We start from the raw sequence: 16,726 nt of genomic DNA, 5'->3' as shown, positions 1-16,726 counted from the left end.
CCGCCGCTCTCGCGCCAGGCACTTTTACTACGCTACCCACCGATTTCCGCCGTGTCAAACCGCTCTGCAGCGATCCGCACCACTTCAACCCATTTTCGCGGGCACCCCGACAATGCCGACTCTCGCCGACCATTCTCAGGGAAGTTCGGCAGACCGGCCGCTCCGCGGTGACCCGCGAGCTCGCCCGGCTCCCTGCCGACCGTGAACCTTACCCGGTCGGTTCCGCCTCGCCAAATCCGCCTCGCGGCGAATCCGGGGCACCACCCGGGACCGGGCACCGGCGGGCATGACGCCATCCGGGACCCGATTGCCGCGCCCGGCCTCCCGGAGCAATCGCCCCGTTCGTCCCTTCCGCGCTGGCAGAGAGAAAGTTACGCCCCGCCCCACAAGATCGTCAAATCCGGGGTGGGCGGTCCGCGTCACACCGTCTCGCCGGCGGCCAGCGCGGCGGCCGCGTCCCGGTCCAGGGCGCCGTCGGTGACCACCACCCGGTGCCGCCCGGTGCGGGTCGCACCGGCGGCGATCACCCTCGGCCGGTCGAAGGCGAACGCCACGCAGACGCCCGGGTACATGGCGGTGCGGACGAACCACCGGTCGCCCTCGGCGAGCCCCGCCAGCACGAGCGTGTAGGCGGCCCCGTCCGGCCCGGTGCCGCTGAAGGCCAGCCACGGCGCGGTGCTGCCGTTGACCGCGTCCTCCCCCTCGGCGGTGGCGGTGCACACCCGCGCGGGCGTGGCGCTGACGGCCCGCCAGAAGAAGCCGCCGTAGCCCGCGCCACCCGGGCGCCCGTTGGTGGCGGGGCTGCCCAGATGTACGTCCCGGTCGGCCGGGGCGGTCAGCGCGTACGCGATGTCGAGGGCCCAGGCCCGCTCGCCGACCCGCCGCGCCGCCAGCTCCCGCCGCTCGGTGAGCAGCACCGTAGCGTCCCGGTCGCGCCACTCCAGCCGGTGCGCCAGCCGCTGCGGGTCGCGTACCTCCCAGCGGGTGTGCGCGATCCGGCCGTGGTCGTCGCGCCAGGTGTAGCCGGCGTCGCGGACGTAGGTGCGCCCGCCCCAGAGGTTGGTGCCGTCGACGTCCTGCACGGCCAGGGACGCGCCGAGGTGCCAGAGGTGGTCGGCGGGGAACGCGTCGGTGACCACCGTCCCGCCGAGGGTCCGCACCGGGTGCAGGTACGGGCGGGGGCCGTGCCGGGGGTCGATCGCGGGGTCGACGACGTACCGCGCCACCGGCACGCCGTCGACGCTGAGCTGCCGGTCGTTCTCCGTCACGGCTGGGCCGTCCTTCCCGGTGGGCGGACCGTCGGGGCGAGCACGAGCCGCCGGGCGACCGCGTGCAGGGCGGCGACCGCGTACCCGGCGAGGATGGGCACCACGACCGGGGTGACCATGACGGCGAGCAGCGCGGCGACGGTGCTGACCCCGGCGGCGGCGGCCCAGGTGCCGGGCCGGGCCCGGCAGGCGCCGGCGGCGGCGCGCGCGGAGTCGCGCCAGTCGCGTCCGCCCCGGCGGCCCACCTCGACCACGACCAGCGCGGCGTAGCCGGCCAGGGCGGCGGCCACGGCGACGGTGAGCAGGAGCAGCGGCGCCCCGCCGGGGACCCGGCCGCCGGCCAGCGCGGCGACGTCCAGGGCGAGCAGCCCGAGGGCGGCGAGCGCCAGCAGGCTCACCCCGGCGCCGGGCAGCAGGGCGTGGCCGTACCGGATGAGGTTCTTCCGGATCGGGGGCCAGGATCCGGTGCTGTACCGGTCGTGCACCGCCGCGCTCGCGGCGGCGACGGCCGCCGCCGCGGTGAGCACGGGCAGGGCCGCCAGCGTCAGCACGATGCCGAGCAGCGCCAGGTCCGTGGCGTCGGTGAGCACGTCCCGCCAGTCACGGCGGGCCGGCGCGGCGTCCGGGCCCGGCCCGTCGTCACGCCGCGGCCCGGCGGCCCGGTACGGCCTCATCCCTTGAGTCCGCTGGTGTTGATGCCCTCCACCAGCATGCGCTGGAAGGCCACGAAGAACAGGAACACCGGTAGCAGCGACAGCACCGACATGGCGAACATCGGGCCGACGGCGCTCTGGCTCGTCGAGTCGATGAACAGGGTCAGCGCCACCGGCACCGTGTAGTCCTCGAGGTCGGAGAGGAAGACGAGCTGGCGGAAGAAGTCGTTCCAGGTCCAGATGAACGAGAAGATCGCGGTGGTGACCAGCGCGGGCCGGCTCAAGGGCAGGATGACGTGCCGGAAGATCCCGAACGCGTTCGCACCGTCGATCTTGGCGGCCTCGTCCAGCTCGCGCGGGATGCCCCGCATGAACTGCACCATCAGGAAGACGAAGAACGCCTCGGTGGCCAGGAACTGCGGGATCAGCAGCGGCAGGTACGGCCACTCGCCGCCGACCAGGCCCAGGCTGCGGAAGAGGATGTACTGCGGCACGATCAGCACGTGCCCGGGCAGCAGCAGCGTCCCGATCATGACGGCGAACCAGACGCCGCGCAGCCGGAACCGCAGCCGCGCGAAGGCGTACGCGGCGAGCAGGCAGGAGACCCCGTTGCCGACGACGGTCAGCAGGCTGACCATCGCGCTGTTGAGGAAGAACCGGCCGAAGCTGAGGTCGAAGTTGGTCCACCCGTCGGCGTAGTTGCCGGGGGTGAACTCGTTCGGCAGCAGGCCGATGTTGTTGACGATCTCCTCCTGGCTCTTCAGGGACGTACCGATCATCCAGAAGAGCGGGTAGAGCACGACCGCGACGATCGCGATCAGGACGAGCAGGCGCACGGCCTGCCCACCGCCGCCGGCCCGGCGCGGGCCGCGCGGGCCGGTCGCCGTGGCGTCCGCCGCCGGGGTTGCCGTCGCCGTCACCGGTCCTCCCCGTCGGAGTAGTGCACCCAGAACCGCCCGGTGCTGAAGAAGATCGCTGTGATGATCGCGATGGCGATCAGGAAGACCCAGGCCATCGCGGAGGCGTAGCCCATCTCCAGGTCGGTGAAGCCCGTGATGTAGAGGTTCAGCGTGTACATCAGGGTGGAGTCGACCGGGCCGCCGGTGCCGTTGCTGAGCACGAACGCGGCGGTGAAGCCCTGGAAGCCGTTGATGGTCTCCAGCACCAGGTTGAAGAAGATCACCGGCGAGAGCATCGGCAGGGTGACTGCGACGAACTGCCGCCACTTGCCGGCGCCGTCGACGGAGGCCGCCTCGTAGAGCTCGGTGGGCACCTGCTTGAGGCCCGCCAGGAAGATCACCATGGGCGCGCCGAACTGCCAGATGGCGAGCACCATCAGGGTCTCGAGGGCCCAGTCGGGGTCGTTGACCCACGGCTTGCCCTCGATGCCGAAGAAGGCCAGCAGCGAGTTGAAGGCGCCCTCGCGGTTGAACATGTTGACCCAGACGATGGCCAGCGCGACGCTGCCGCCGAGCAGCGACGGCAGGTAGAACAGGCCGCGGAACAGTCCGACGCCGCGCCAGGCGCGGTTGAGCAGCAGGGCGACCCCGAGCGCGGCGGCGAGCTTCAGCGGCACGGCGATCAGGGCGAAGGTGAGTGTCACCCGCACCGAGTGCCAGTACGACGGGTCGGCGGTGAACATCCGCTCGTAGTTGGCCAGGCCGACCCACTCGATCTCCGAGATGGGGGTGAGGATGTCGTAGTTGGTGAAGCTCAGGTAGAGCGACAGGAGCATGGGGATCGCCGTGACGGCCAGCAGGCCGAGCAGCCAGGGCGACAGGAAGACGTAGCCGGCCAGACCGTCGCCGTGCCGGGCCCGCCCGACCCCGCGCCTGCCGGCGGAGGTCGGGACGGATCCGGTACGTCGTCGGGTCGGGCCGGGCGCCGTGGTCAGGGCCACGAGCCGGTTCCTCTCCGTAGCGTCTCGGGTCAGGCGATGGCGGACTTGCAGGCCGCGAGGAACTGCTCCGCCGCCTGGGCGGGGGTGACGCGGCCGTACTGGGCGTTCTCGGCGGCCTTGATCAGCTCAGACTTGACCTTGCTGTGGCCCTTGATCGGCACCTGCGGCGATTCGCCGAACTTCTGCGCCAGGTCGGACTCCACCTGGATCGACTGCTTCATCGCCGGGTCGGTGACGTCGTCGCTGACCACACGGCGCAGGTCCAGGTTGGACGGCAGGCCCCGGTCGGTGCCGAGCAGCTTGACGGCCTCGGGATCGTTGGCCAGGAAGTTGATCACATCGACCGCCACGTCCCGGTGCTTGCTGCCCTTGAACACCGACCAGTACATGGAGGCGCGGGCCCACTGGGCGCTCGGGTCACCGGGGTAGGCGATGACGCCCAGCTCGTCCTTGGTGTTCTTCTTCAGCTCCGGCATCTGGTTGACCCAGACCCAGCTGGTGGCGGCCTTGCCGGTCACCACGAGCTGCTTGGTGATGTCGGTGACGTTGCCCTCGTGGATGACGTCGGGAGTCGGGGTGGCGCCCCGGTCCCGGGCGCCCTTCCACAGCTCGAACCACTTCGTCGCGTCCTCGGCGGTGAAGCCGAGTTCCTTGTCCTTGTAGAGGTCCTTGCCCTGCTGGCGCAGCCACACCCAGAACGCCTTGTAGTCGGCGCTCGGGTCCTGGGTGCCGGGCACCTTGGTCTTCTTGGCGACCTGCTCGGCCCAGGCGATGTGTTCCTCCCAGGTCATGCCGGTGGTCGGCTCCGGCAGGCCGTTCTTCGTCAGCAGCGTCTTGTTGTAGACCAGGCCCTGGGTGTTCTCCCCCGACGCCACGCCGGCGAGCTTGCCGTCGACCACGCCGTACTGCCAGAGGCTCTTGGGGAACCTCGACACGTCGAGGTCGCCGGCGTCCTTGTAGGACGTCAGGTCGAGGGTGGTGCTGCGGGAGGCGTACTCGGCCAGGTAGTTGTCGTCGATCTGGAAGAGGTCCGGCGGGTTGCCGCCGGCGGTGAGGGTGGCCAGCTTGTCGAAGTAGCCCTGGTTGGCCTGCCACGTCTTCTCGAAGGTGACGTTCGGGTGCTTCTTCGTGTAGAGGGCGAGGGCCTCCTCGGTCAGCTTCGCCCGGGCCTCACCGCCCCACCAGAAGACCGAGAGCTTGACCGGGGCGTTCGGGTCGGTGCTGGCCTGCTCGTCGTCGCCGCAGCCGGCGGCGCCGAGGACCAGGGGCAGGGCGACGACCGCGGCGAGCAGGCCGCGGATCAGGCGCCGTCGGGGGACGGGGGTACGGTGAACGGGCACGACCTTCGTGCCAGTGGTGGGGGGCGTTGCGGGGTGCATGTGCGCTCACTCCTTGGCGTTAGGAGGCGACGACGCCACCGGTGGCCGCGGTCGGGCGACCCGGGCCCGCAAGGCGATGCGGGCCCGGGGTGGCCAACCCGGCGTCGGGGCGGTGCCGACCGTCCGCCGGCGCGGCGGCGGTCGAGTCGCGGATGACCAGTTCGGTCTGGAGCATTACCTGTGCGGTGGTACGACGGTCGTCGCTCGCGACACCCCGACCGCCACGTGAGCCACGGGCGGCGACGGTGTCGTGTTGCAGGAGCATGTCGACGGCCGTCCGGCCGGCGGCCGCGTTGGGCGTGGCCACCGTCGTCAACTTGGGCCGGGTGAGCCGGCTGAGGGCGATGTCGTCGATGCCGACGACGCTCAGGTCCTGCGGGACGCTCAACCCGAGGGCGTCGAGCCCTTCGATCAGGCCGATCGCCATCAGGTCGTTGTAGGCGAGGACGGCCGTGGCCCCGCTGCGGCGGACCTGCTCGGCGAGGGCCGCGCCGCCGGTCTCGGTGGGCTGGTTGGGCCCGAGCACCGTGAACTCGGCCCCACCGGCCCGCGCGGCGGCGCCGGCCGCCCGGCGGATCTCCCGGCTGGTCCACGAGCCGCGCGGCCCGCTGAGCAGCGCGACGTGCCGGTGACCGAGGCCGAGCAGGTGCTCGATGGCCGAGCGTGCGCCCTGCCCGACGTCCATGGTGACGCAGGGCAGGCCGGCGACCTGCCGGTTGATGACCACCAGCGGCACCTCGCGGCTGAGCTGCTCGATCATGCTGTTGCTCATCCGCGGGCTGCACAGCAGCACCCCGTCCACCTGCTTCGCGAGGGCGTGGACCAGCTCCTCCTCGGCGATCGGGTCCTCGTTGGTGTCGGCCACGAAGACGTGGTAGTCGCGCTGTCGGGCCTGGCTCTCCGCCGCCTTGATCAGCGGCGGGAAGAACGGGTTGGCGATGTCCGCGATGATCAGCCCCACGTTGTGCGTACGGCCGGTGATCAGGGCGCGGGCGGCGCGGTTGGGCCGGTAGCCGAGCTCCTCGGCACAGGCCAGCACCCGGCCCCGCGTCTCGGGGTTGACCAGGTGCGGGGCCGAGAACGTGCGGGAGACCGTGGAGATGTGCACGCCGGAGGCCCGGGCGACGTCTCGGATGGTGGCTGGCACGGCGGGCCCTTCGTCCAGTGTGGCTGGGGTCACGTCAGGTGCCGCCAATTAATGCAAACGGTTGTGCACGTGTCAACGGTCGATGGTTACAGATGCGTTTCGTGCGCGCTCCCATCCTGTGGCCAAATCACCATCAAGGCGGATCTATGCCACCGGTTTGACATCGATCGTTGACGAATCGGCGCGGCCCGTGATTGGTTCGCTGCAAACCTTTGCAGCAACGCGGGAGGCGGTCGCCATGTCGTCCAGCACCGGTCAGCGGGTCCGCCACGCCGTCGTGGGCACCGGGTCGCGCGCCGAGATGTTCGTCCGGGCGCTGGTGCGCGACCACGCCGACACCGCCGAACTCGTCGCCTTCGCCGACGTCAACCAGGCCCGGATGGACGCGCACAACCGGTGGCTCGGCGAGCTGGGGCACCCGCCGGTGCCGACGTACCGGGCCGACGACCTGGCCGCCATGCTCGGCAGGGAGCGCGTCGACGTGCTGGTGGTGACCAGCGTGGACGACACCCACGCCGCGCACATCGACACGGCGCTGCGGGCCGGCTGCGACGTCATCACCGAGAAGCCGATGACGACCGACGCCGCCGGCTGCCGGCGGATCCTCGACGCGGTCGCCGACACCGGTCGGCAGGTGCGGGTGGCGTTCAACTACCGCTACAACCCGCTGCACGAGAAGCTGCGCGAGCTGCTCGCCGACGGCGCGATCGGCGAGATCGGCTCGGTGCACTTCGAGTGGCTGCTCGACGTGCGGCACGGCGCCGACTACTTCCGTCGCTGGCACCGCGACAAGGCGCACTCCGGCGGGCTGATGGTGCACAAGGCCGGCCACCACTTCGACCTGGTCAACTGGTGGCTCGACGCCACCCCCGTCGAGGTGTACGCCGCCGGCCGGCTGTTCTTCTACGGCGAGGCCGGCCGCCGGCACGGCTACGCCCGCGACTACGAGCGGGCGCACGGGTCCCCCGCCGCCGCCGACGACCCGTTCGCGCTGCGGCTCGACGCGCACCCGAAGCTGCGCGAGCTCTACCTCGACGCCGAGGCCGAGGACGGCTACCACCGCGACCGCAACGTCTTCGCCCCGGGCGTGAGCATCGAGGACGACATGTCGGTGCTGGCCCGCTACTCCACCGGCGCGACGATGACCTACCACCTCACCGCGTACGCCCCCTACGAGGGCTACCGGGTGATGGTCAACGGCAGCAGGGGTCGGCTGGAGCTGGAGGTCGTGGAGAGCGACCACGTCGACCCCGCCTCGGCGGGCGCGCTCAAGGGCGCGGCGCTGCACGGCGACGAGGCCGCCGCCGAGGCCGGCCACGCCACGCTGACCCTGCGGCCGTTCTGGGCGCCGCCGCAGGCCGTACCCGTGTCCGGGCACACCCGGTCCGGGCACGGCGGCGCCGACGCCCGGATGGCCCGGGTCCTGATCGGCGGCGAGACGGACCCGATGGGGCGGGCGGCCACCGCCCGCGACGGCGCCCTCGCCCTGCTCACCGGCCTGGCCGCGAACCGGTCCTTCGCCACCGGCGCCCCGGTCCGGGTCGCCGACCTGCTCGACCTGCCCTGAGCCGAGAACCCTTCCGAGGAGCCCCATCCGTGCCCACGACCGACCTGCTCTTCCCCGCCGACCCCGCGCAGCGGGCGGTGGCCCGACGGCTGTACGCGCTGGCCGCGCCCCAGCCGATCATCTCCCCGCACGGGCACGTCGACCCGGCGATCCTGGCCGAGGACCGACCGTTCCCCGACCCGGCTCGGCTGCTCATCGTGCCCGACCACTACCTCACCCGGATGCTGCTCAGCCAGGGCGTCCCCCCGGCCGAGCTGGGCGTGCCCACCGTCGACGGCAGCCCCACGGAGCCCGACGGGCGCACGATCTGGCGACGCTTCGCCGCGCACTGGCACCTGTTCCGGGGCACCCCCTCCCGGCTCTGGCTGGAGCAGACCTTCGCCGACGTGTTCGGGGTACGCACCCCGCTCTCGCCGACCACCGCCGACGCCGTCTACGACGAACTGGCCGCCCGGCTCGCCGAGCCCGGGTTCCGGCCCCGGGCGCTGTTCGAGCGCTTCGGCATCGAGGTGCTCGCCACCACCGAGTCCCCCCTGGACGACCTCGGGCAGCACGCCAAGCTCGCCGCCGACGGCTGGGGTGGGCCGGGCGGTCGGGTGATCACCACGTTCCGGCCGGACAACGTGGCCGACATGGAGTTCGACGGCTGGGCCGGCAACGTCGCGCGGCTCGGGGAGATCACCGGCGAGGACACCGGCACGTACGCCGGCTACCTGGCGGCGCTGCGCCAGCGGCGGGCGGCGTTCATCGCGGCCGGCGCCACCTCGACCGACCACGGCCACCCCACCGCGCGCACCCTAGCGCTGGACGCCGGCGAGGCGGCCCGCCTCTACGACCGGGGGCTGCGAGGGCTCGCCGACGCGGCCGACGCGGAGACGTTCCGGGCGCACATGCTGCTGGAGTTCGCCCGGATGTCGCTGGACGACGGGCTCGTCATGCAGCTGCACCCCGGCGCGGTGCGCAACCACAACCGCTGGCTGTACGCGCGGCACGGCCGCGACGTCGGCGGCGACCTGCCGCAGGCGACCGAGTACCTGCACGCGCTGACCCCGCTGCTCGACGCGTACGGCAACGACCCGCGGCTGCGGGTGGTGCTCTACACCCTCGACGAGTACACCTTCAGCCGCGAACTCGCCCCGCTGGCCGGCGGGTACGCCGCGCTCTACCTCGGCGCGCCCTGGTGGTTCCTGGACTCGCCGGAGGTGCTGCGCCGCTTCCGCGAGTCCGTCACCGAGTCGGCGGGCTTCTACAACACCGCCGGGTTCGTCGACGACACCCGCGCGTTCTGTTCCATCCCGGTACGCCACGACGTGGCCCGCCGGGTCGACGCCGCCTACCTGGCGCGGCTGGTCACCGAGCACCGCCTCGGCGAGGACGAGGCCGCCGAGACCATCGTCGACCTGGCGTACCGGTTACCGAAGAAGGTCTTCAAGATCGGAGAGAGCCTCCTGTGAGTGTCACCGTCACCGCCGTCGACGTGCACGACGTGCGGTTCCCGACCGCCGCCGCCGGCGACGGCTCGGACGCGATCAACCGGGGCGACTACTCGGCCAGCTACGTCGAGCTGCGTACCGACGCCGGCGTCACCGGGGCCGGGTTCACCTTCACCAACGGCCGGGGCAACGAGCTGACCTGCGCGGCGATCCGCGCCCTCGCCCACCACGTGACCGGCCGGACCGTCGAGGAGATCTTCGCCGACCCGGTGGCGTTCTGGCGCTCGCTCAGCGCCGACGTGCAGCTGCGCTGGCTGGGCCCCGAGAAGGGGGTCATCCACATGGCCACCGGCGCGCTGGTCAACGCGGTGTGGGACCTGCGGGCCAAGCTGGCCGGCAAGCCGATGTGGCGGCTGCTCGCCGAGCTGCCCACCGAGGAGCTGGTGGCCAGCGTCGACTTCCGCCACATCACCGACGCCCTCACCCCCGACGAGGCGGCGGCCATCCTCGACAGGGGACTCGTCGGGCTCGACGAGCGGCGCGCCGTGCTGGAGCGCGACGGCTTCCCGTCGTACACCACGTCCGTGGGGTGGCTGGGCTACCCCGACGACAAGGTCCGGGCGCTGACCCGACAGGCGTACGCCGACGGGTGGCGGGCGATGAAGATGAAGGTCGGCGGTCCGCCGGCCGACGACCTGCGCCGGGCGCGGATCATCCGGGCGGAGATCGGGCCGGACGCGCTGCTGATGATGGACGCCAACCAGGTCTGGGACGTCGACGAGGCGATCGCCAACATGACCGCGCTGGCGGAGGTGGATCCGTACTGGATCGAGGAGCCGACGCACGCCGACGACATCCTCGGGCACGCGCGCATCGCGCGGGCGGTGACCGGGCTGACCGGCGGCCGGTGCCGGGTCGCCACCGGTGAGGTGGCCGCCAACCGGGTCATCTTCAAGCAGCTGCTCCAGGCCGAGGCGATCGGCGTGATGCAGATCGACGCGTGTCGGGTCGGCGGCGTCAACGAGGTCCTCGCCGAGATCCTGTTGGCGGCGAAGTTCGGGGTGCCGATCTGCCCGCACGCCGGCGGCGTGGGCCTGTGCGAGTACGTCCAGCACCTCGCGGTCTTCGACTACCTGCGGGTCGGCACCAGCCTGGAGGGTCGGATGGTGGAGTACGTCGACCACCTGCACGAGCACTTCGTCGACCCGGTGCGCACCCGCGGGGGGCGCTACCTGCTGCCGGAGGCGCCCGGCTACAGCGCCACCATGAAGCCGGAGTCGATCGCCGAGTTCCGCTTCCCGGACGGGCCGGTGTGGCGATGAGCGCCGGCGCCGCCCGGCTCGGCCTCGGGACGCTGCGCCGGCTGCCGACCGACAGCCGCCCGCTGCTGCGTCCGGGCAGCGTGCCGGCGGGGATCGTCCACCTCGGGCTGGGCGCGTTCCACCGCGCCCACCAGGCCGTCTACACCGAGGAGGCGATGGCGCGGGCCGGGGGCGGCTGGGGCATCGTCGGTGTCGCGCCGCGCAACCCCGACGTGGTGACGACGCTGGCCGCGCAGGACAACCTGTTCAGCGTCACCACCAGCAGCGCCGAGGGATGCCACACCCGGGTGGTCGGCGCGCTGGCGGGCACCCGGCACGCCGCCGGTGACCCCGCCGCCGTGGTGGCGCTGCTGGCCGACCCGGCCATCCGGGTGGTCACCCTCACCGTCACGGAGAAGGCGTACCAGCTGGATCCGGTGACCGGGCGGCTGCGGCCGGACCCGGAGGTCGCCGCCGACCTGCGCACCGACCGGGCGCCGGTGACCGTACCGGGCCTGCTGCTGCGGGGGCTGCTCGCCCGCGCCGCCGCGCAGGGCCCACCGCTGGCCCTGGTCAGCTGCGACAACCTGCCCGCGAACGGCCGCCGGCTGCGCGGCCTGGTCGAGCAGTCGGCGGCGTACGCGGGGGTGCCGGAGCCGCTGGCCGGCTGGGTACGCGAGCACGTCAGCTTCCCCGGCACCATGGTCGACCGGATCGTGCCGGCCAGCACGGCGCGGACCCTCGCCGACGCCGAACGGGCCCTGGGGGTGAGCGACCTGGCGGCGGTGGCCGCCGAGCCGTACCGGCAGTGGGTCGTCGAGGACGACTTCCCCGGGGGCCGGCCGGCCTGGGAGCGGGCCGGGGCGGTGCTCACCGCCGACGCGGGCCCCTGGGAGCGGCTGAAGCTGCGTGCCCTCAACGGCGTGCACTCGGCCGCCGCCTACCTGGGCGCGCTCGCCGGCCGGGAGACCATCGCCGACGCGCTGGCCCTGCCGCACCTGACGACGGTGCTGCGTCGGCTGGTCGCCGAGGACGTGGCGGCCAGCTTCGAGCCGCCCGAGGGCGTCTCGGTGGTCGCGTACGGCGAGGAGGTGCTGGCGCGCTTCGCCAACCCGGCGATCCGCTACCGCACCCTCCAGGTGGCGACGGACGGCTCGCAGAAGCTGCCGCAGCGGGTCCTGCACACCGTCGCCGACCTGCGGGCCGCCGGGCGCCCGGCGCACTGGGCCACGCTGGTGGTGGCCGCCTGGCTGCGCTTCGCCCAGGGCCACGCCGACGACGGCAGCCCCCTGCCGCTGGCCGACCCGCTCGCCGAGCAGATCCGCGCGGCGCTCGCCGCCGGGCCACGCACCCCGGCGGGGGCGGTCGACGCGGTGTTCGCGCTGCGCGAGATCTTCCCCGCCGAGGTGGCCGCCGACGACGACGTACGCGCCGAGGTGACCGGGTGGCTGACCGCCCTGGAGCGGCACGGGGTGACCGCGACGCTGGCGGGCGCCCGGTGACGGCCGCCGGGTCCCCTCCGCCCGACGCCGTGCCGCGGGTCGCCGTCGTCGGGGCCAACGGGCACGGGCGCTGGCACCGGCGGGTCGTCGCGCCGCTGCACGACGCCGGGCGGCTGCGGCTGGTCGCCCTGGTCGACGTACGCCCGGTCGAGGACGACCCGGCGGCGCCGGTGCCGGCCGGCACGATGGTCTGCGCCGACCACCGGGAGATGCTGCGGGCGACCCGACCGGACGTGGTGGTGGTGTGCACCCCGCCGCACACCCACCTGCCGATCGCCCTGGACGTGCTCGCCGCGGGCGCCGACCTGCTGCTGGAGAAGCCCCCGGTGCTGTCCACCGCGGAGCACCACCGGCTGGCCGCCGCCCTCGCCACGACGGGCCGGGCGTGCCAGGTGGGCTTCCAGGCGCTCGGCTCGGCGGCGCTGACGCAGCTGACCGGCGCGGTGCGGGCGGGGCGGCTCGGTACCGTCACCGGCATCGCGACGGTGGCGGCCTGGCAGCGTTCCGACGCCTACTACGCGCGGGCGCCGTGGGCCGGCCGGCGTACGCTGCACGGCCGCCCGGTGCTCGACGGCGCCCTGGCCAACCCGCTGGCGCACGCGGTCATGCAGTGCCTCGCGGTCGCCGAGGCCGTCGGGGACGGGCCGGTGGAGCCCGCGCGGATCGAGGTGGAGCGTTACCGGGTCCGGCCGATCGAGGTGGACGACACCGCGACACTGCGGGTGCGGTCCCGCTCGGGGCCACCGATCGTCGCGGCGGTGACCCTGGCCGGCGAGGACTTCGTCGCCGGGGAGGTGCTGGTGACCGGCACCGCCGGCCGGGCCGTGCTGGAGTACCCGACCGACCGGCTGCTGCTGCCCGGCGACGCCGGCCCGCGCGAGGTGCCCGGCCGGCGCGGCCTGCTGGAGAACCTCCTCGCGCACCGGGCGGACCCGGCGGTGCCACTGATCGCGCCGCTGGCGCGGACCGCACCGTTCACCACGGTGCTGGAGGCCGTCACGGATGCCCCCGAGCCGACGTCGCTGGGCGGCGACCTCGTCACCGCCACGGGCGACGGCCCGCAGCGGGTGCTGACGGTACGCGGGATCAACCGGCTGCTGCGCCGGGCGGCCGACGAGGGGGCGCTGCTGTCGGAGCTGGCGGTGCCGTGGGCGGTGGCGCCGCACCGCAGGGACCTGACCGGGCAGGAGGGACCGCAACACGCTGCAACCGGGCCGCCCGCCTGACGCGGGTCCATATCGGACACGGGGGTGCCATCCCGACCGGAGGCGGTGGGGACGATGCCGGCTGATCGGATCAACTGCAACAATCCTGCATATGCTCGTCATTGACGCGCATAAATCGCGAAACCTACCGTTGCCGGTACCGAACCGGCGACGAACAGGTGGTCCGACAGATGTGGGAGAAGACACTGGGCGCGGCGATGGTCGCCGTCACGCTCGCGGCGACATCCACTGGCGCGGCGGCGGCCCCGCGCGGCGGAGGCGCTCCGCCCGCCACCGTGGACGGCGCGGCCGACGGGCTCTCCCGGGCCGCCCGACACCTCGGCCGGCAGGCGCTACCGGCCGGGGACGGCTGGGCGGCCGAGGGGGCCGGCACCACCGGCGGCGCGGCGGCCACGCCGGAGCAGGTGCACGTGGTCTCCAGCCGGGCCGGGCTGGTCGCGGCCCTCGGCGGCGACAACGCCACCAACCGGGGCAACGCCACCCCGAAGATCATCTACGTGCGTGGCGTGGTCGACGGCTTCGAGGGGCCCGACGGGACCCCGCTCGACTGCGCCGCCCTCGCCGACCCGGAGTACTCGCTGCCGGCGTACCTCGCGGCGTACGACCCGGCGGTCTGGGGACGGGTGCCGCCGAGCGGGCCCCTGGAGGCGGCACGGGTGCGCTCGGTGACGAACCAGACCCGGCAGACCCAGCTCAACGTCGGCCCGAACACCACCATCGTCGGCCTGCCCGGCGCCCGGTTGACCGGGCTGACGCTGATGCTCGACGGCGCGCACAACACGATCGTGCGGAACCTGACCTTCGACGACGCCCGGGACTGCTTCCCCGCCTGGTCCCCCACCGACGGCGAGGCCGGCAACTGGAACTCCCAGTACGACCAGATCTCGGTACGCCGCAGCGAGCACGTCTGGATCGACCACAACACCTTCACCGACGGCGACAACCCGGACAGCGCCCAGCCGGTGCACCTCGGCCGGCCGTACCAGGTGCACGACGGATCGGTGGACGTCACCCACACCGCGAGCCTGGTGACCATCTCCTACAACCGGTTCGTCGGGCGGGACAAGGTCATGCTGATCGGCTCGTCCAACACCGTCGGCCCGGACGCCGGGCGGCTGAAGGCCAGCCTGCACCACAACCTCTTCGACGGGGTACTCCAACGGTTGCCCCGGGTGCGGTTCGGCCAGGTCGACGTGTGGAACAACCACTACCGGCTGGGCGGCGACGGGTTCGAGTACGCGATCGGCGTCGGGGTGCAGTCCGCCGTGGTGGCCGAGCACAACTTCTTCAGCCTCCAGGCCGGCGTCGGGGCCGACGACCTGCTGTACGACTGGGGCGGCACCGCCGTCACCACCCGGGGCAACTGGGTCGGCGCCGCCGGTGAGCGGCCCCGGCCGGTCGACCTGGTGGCCGCGTACAACGCCTCGCACGAGCCGGACCTGGCCCCGGACGCGGGCTGGACGCCGAGCCTGCGCCGCGCTCCGGTGCTGCCGGCGCCCGCGGTGCCGGCGGTCGTGGCGACGCTGGCCGGCGCGGGCCGACTGCCCCTGTAGGGCGTCGGCGGACGGCCCGGCGCGCACCGATGGACAACGTCACCGCGACCTCGACGAAGATGCTGGCCGGCATCGACACGAACTGGGGCGACACCGCCCGGTTCAGCCGGATCACCATCCTCAACGACCCGAACCGCACGACCCGCATCTGCGTCAGGTACAAGGGCGTGCCGAAGGTGGGGGGTCACCCTTTTCGCGGGGGCGTGCGACCGCGACGGTAGCGTGGCGCCTCAGCACAGCGGCGTGAGGCGGATCTCTCGCCGGCGTGGCGCTCGCGATCGTACGGAGGAGGATGCATGTCCCACGGCGACGACCCGTTCGCGGCACGCGAGGACGCGGCCTCGCGGCCGAGCTTCGACCTCGCGCTGCGCGGCTACGACAAACGGCAGGTGGACCGCTACCTCGAACAGGTCGACGGCGAGCGCTCGGCGCTGGCCGCCGAGCGGAACCGGGCCTCGGCCCAGCTGCGCGAGCTGACCGTCGAGGTGCACCGGCTGCGCGCCGAGACGACCGAGCTGCGGGACCGGCCGACGCAGCCGGACCGGGCGTCCTTCCGCGACCTGGGCCCGATGGTCGACCAGATCCTGGCCCTGGCCGAGAAGCAGGCCGACGCCATCACCGACGCCGCCGGGCAGCGGGCCGCCGAACTCGAGGCCGAGGCGGAGCGGCTGCTGACCGAGGCCCGCGAACAGGCCACCACGACGCTGCGGGAGCTGACGGAGGAGGCGGCCGCGCGGCGCGACGAGCACGACCGGGAACATGAGGAACGCCGCGCCAACGCCCAGGCCGAGCTGACCCGGATCCGGGAGGCGGCGGAGCGGTTGCGGGCGGCCGGCGAGGCGGCCCACGACCACGCGGTGCAGGAGGCGAAGCGGGTCGACGAGCAGACCGCCCAGCAGATCGAGGCGGCCCGCGCCGAGTCCGAGACGATCCTCGTGGCGGCCCGCACCCAGATCCAGCAGGAGGTGCAGGCGGCCCGCGCGAAGACCCAGCAGGAGCTGGGCCAGTGGCAGGCCAGCGTGGAACGGGAGATCAACGAGCGGCGGACCGCCGCCGAGCAGGAGATCGCCGAGCAGCTCGCGTCCGCCGAGCGTGAGCTCGGCGCTCAGCGTACGGCGGCGGAGCAGGAGATCGCCACGCTGATCGCCGAGGCCCAGCAGTACGCGGCCAAGGTGCGCCAGCACGTCGACGAGCAGGCCGCGACCCATCAGCAGCAGCTCGCCGCGACGCAGCAGGGCATCCGGGACCGGCGGGAGACGCTGGCCCGGATGCAGTCCGAGCTGGACACCGCGCAGCAGCAGCTGGCCCAGGCCCGGCAGGAGTGCGGAACGATCGAGCGCGAGTTCGCCGAGGTGCAGCAGCGCCTCGCCGAGACCCGGCAGGAGCTGACCGACGAGCTGCACCGCCTCGATGAGGCACGCCGGGCCGGTGACTCCGCCGAGCAGCACGCCAAGGAGGTCCGCGCCCGGGTCAAGCGGGAGGCGAAGCGGGTGGCCGACCTGGCCGCCGCGGCGGTCATGGCAGCCGCCACGGGTGGCGCGGAGACCGCCGAGTACCCGCAGGTCACGGCCCGGCCCCGGACCGCCCGACCGGTACCGGTGGCGGTGGCGGTGGCGGAACCCGCCGCCGGCGAGGCCGTGCCGGCGGAGACCGGCCACCCGGTGCCGGCCCTCACCGGCGACGACGACCAGGCCCCCGCCGGCGGGCCCACGCAGCAGCCGGCGAACCAGGTGGTGGCCGCCGGCTGACCCCCGGCTGTACTCGCCGCGCGGCGGGCCGGACGCCGGTGACACGACG

At 73.5% G+C, this 16,726-nt stretch carries 14 protein-coding genes; 8 read left to right on the top strand and 6 right to left on the bottom strand.

What is annotated here, in order from left to right; genetic code table 11:
- Window positions 1-419 precede the first annotated feature (419 nt).
- From ACGFIG_RS28845 to ACGFIG_RS28820, 6 genes are all read right to left on the bottom strand, one after another.
- Entirely contained in the window at window positions 420-1,268 is an 849-nt protein-coding gene (locus tag ACGFIG_RS28845; protein WP_393008186.1) for a PmoA family protein, read from the bottom strand.
- Window positions 1,265-1,942, bottom strand: a complete 678-nt coding sequence (locus ACGFIG_RS28840) for a hypothetical protein (protein ID WP_393008184.1) — start codon at window positions 1,940-1,942, stop codon at window positions 1,265-1,267. Before ACGFIG_RS28840 ends, ACGFIG_RS28845 begins: the two co-directional genes overlap by 4 nt.
- Window positions 1,939-2,700: a carbohydrate ABC transporter permease gene (locus ACGFIG_RS28835; RefSeq protein ID WP_393008202.1), complete on the bottom strand. Its 762-nt coding sequence runs from the start codon at window positions 2,698-2,700 to the stop codon at window positions 1,939-1,941. Before ACGFIG_RS28835 ends, ACGFIG_RS28840 begins: the two co-directional genes overlap by 4 nt.
- A 137-nt stretch (window positions 2,701-2,837) precedes the next feature.
- Complete coding sequence (locus ACGFIG_RS28830; protein WP_393008182.1) at window positions 2,838-3,821, bottom strand: carbohydrate ABC transporter permease; 984 nt, start codon at window positions 3,819-3,821, stop codon at window positions 2,838-2,840.
- 29 nt (window positions 3,822-3,850) lie between these two features.
- Complete coding sequence (locus tag ACGFIG_RS28825) at window positions 3,851-5,200, bottom strand: ABC transporter substrate-binding protein (RefSeq protein ID WP_393008180.1); 1,350 nt, start codon at window positions 5,198-5,200, stop codon at window positions 3,851-3,853.
- Between the two features lie 19 nt (window positions 5,201-5,219).
- Window positions 5,220-6,347, bottom strand: a complete 1,128-nt coding sequence (locus tag ACGFIG_RS28820) for a LacI family DNA-binding transcriptional regulator (protein ID WP_393008178.1) — start codon at window positions 6,345-6,347, stop codon at window positions 5,220-5,222.
- 238 nt (window positions 6,348-6,585) lie between these two features.
- Here ACGFIG_RS28820 and ACGFIG_RS28815 point away from each other — a divergent pair, with 238 nt between their 5' ends.
- The 8 genes from ACGFIG_RS28815 (at window position 6,586) to ACGFIG_RS28780 (ending at window position 16,677) form a co-directional block, all read left to right on the top strand.
- On the top strand, window positions 6,586-7,914 hold the full coding sequence (locus tag ACGFIG_RS28815; RefSeq protein WP_393008176.1) for a Gfo/Idh/MocA family protein: 1,329 nt from the start codon (window positions 6,586-6,588) through the stop codon (window positions 7,912-7,914).
- A 29-nt stretch (window positions 7,915-7,943) separates the two neighbouring features.
- Window positions 7,944-9,368 carry a glucuronate isomerase gene (uxaC, locus tag ACGFIG_RS28810; RefSeq protein WP_393008174.1) on the top strand — a complete coding sequence of 475 codons (1,425 nt, stop codon included), beginning with the start codon at window positions 7,944-7,946 and terminating at the stop codon, window positions 9,366-9,368.
- The gene (locus tag ACGFIG_RS28805; RefSeq protein WP_393008172.1) at window positions 9,365-10,669 is read left to right on the top strand and encodes an enolase C-terminal domain-like protein; all 1,305 of its coding nucleotides are present in this window, start codon (window positions 9,365-9,367) and stop codon (window positions 10,667-10,669) included. Before uxaC ends, ACGFIG_RS28805 begins: the two co-directional genes overlap by 4 nt.
- Window positions 10,666-12,150, top strand: a complete 1,485-nt coding sequence (locus ACGFIG_RS28800; RefSeq protein ID WP_393008170.1) for a mannitol dehydrogenase family protein — start codon at window positions 10,666-10,668, stop codon at window positions 12,148-12,150. Before ACGFIG_RS28805 ends, ACGFIG_RS28800 begins: the two co-directional genes overlap by 4 nt.
- A 29-nt stretch (window positions 12,151-12,179) precedes the next feature.
- Entirely contained in the window at window positions 12,180-13,376 is a 1,197-nt protein-coding gene (locus tag ACGFIG_RS28795; RefSeq protein ID WP_393008168.1) for a Gfo/Idh/MocA family protein, read from the top strand.
- A gap of 170 nt (window positions 13,377-13,546) precedes the next feature.
- Complete coding sequence (locus ACGFIG_RS28790) at window positions 13,547-14,929, top strand: polysaccharide lyase family 1 protein (protein WP_393008166.1); 1,383 nt, start codon at window positions 13,547-13,549, stop codon at window positions 14,927-14,929.
- Window positions 14,833-15,150: a pectate lyase gene (locus ACGFIG_RS28785; RefSeq protein WP_393008200.1), complete on the top strand. Its 318-nt coding sequence runs from the start codon at window positions 14,833-14,835 to the stop codon at window positions 15,148-15,150. Before ACGFIG_RS28790 ends, ACGFIG_RS28785 begins: the two co-directional genes overlap by 97 nt.
- 75 nt (window positions 15,151-15,225) lie before the next feature.
- On the top strand, window positions 15,226-16,677 hold the full coding sequence (locus ACGFIG_RS28780) for a hypothetical protein (protein ID WP_393008164.1): 1,452 nt from the start codon (window positions 15,226-15,228) through the stop codon (window positions 16,675-16,677).
- The last annotated feature ends 49 nt before the right edge of the window (window positions 16,678-16,726 follow it).

Source organism: Micromonospora sp. NPDC049048 (assembly GCF_043197615.1).
Classification (GTDB): Bacteria; Actinomycetota; Actinomycetes; order Mycobacteriales; family Micromonosporaceae; genus Micromonospora.
The sequence above is the reverse complement of the archived record's forward strand: the minus strand, read 5'-3'. Positions and strand labels throughout refer to the sequence as shown.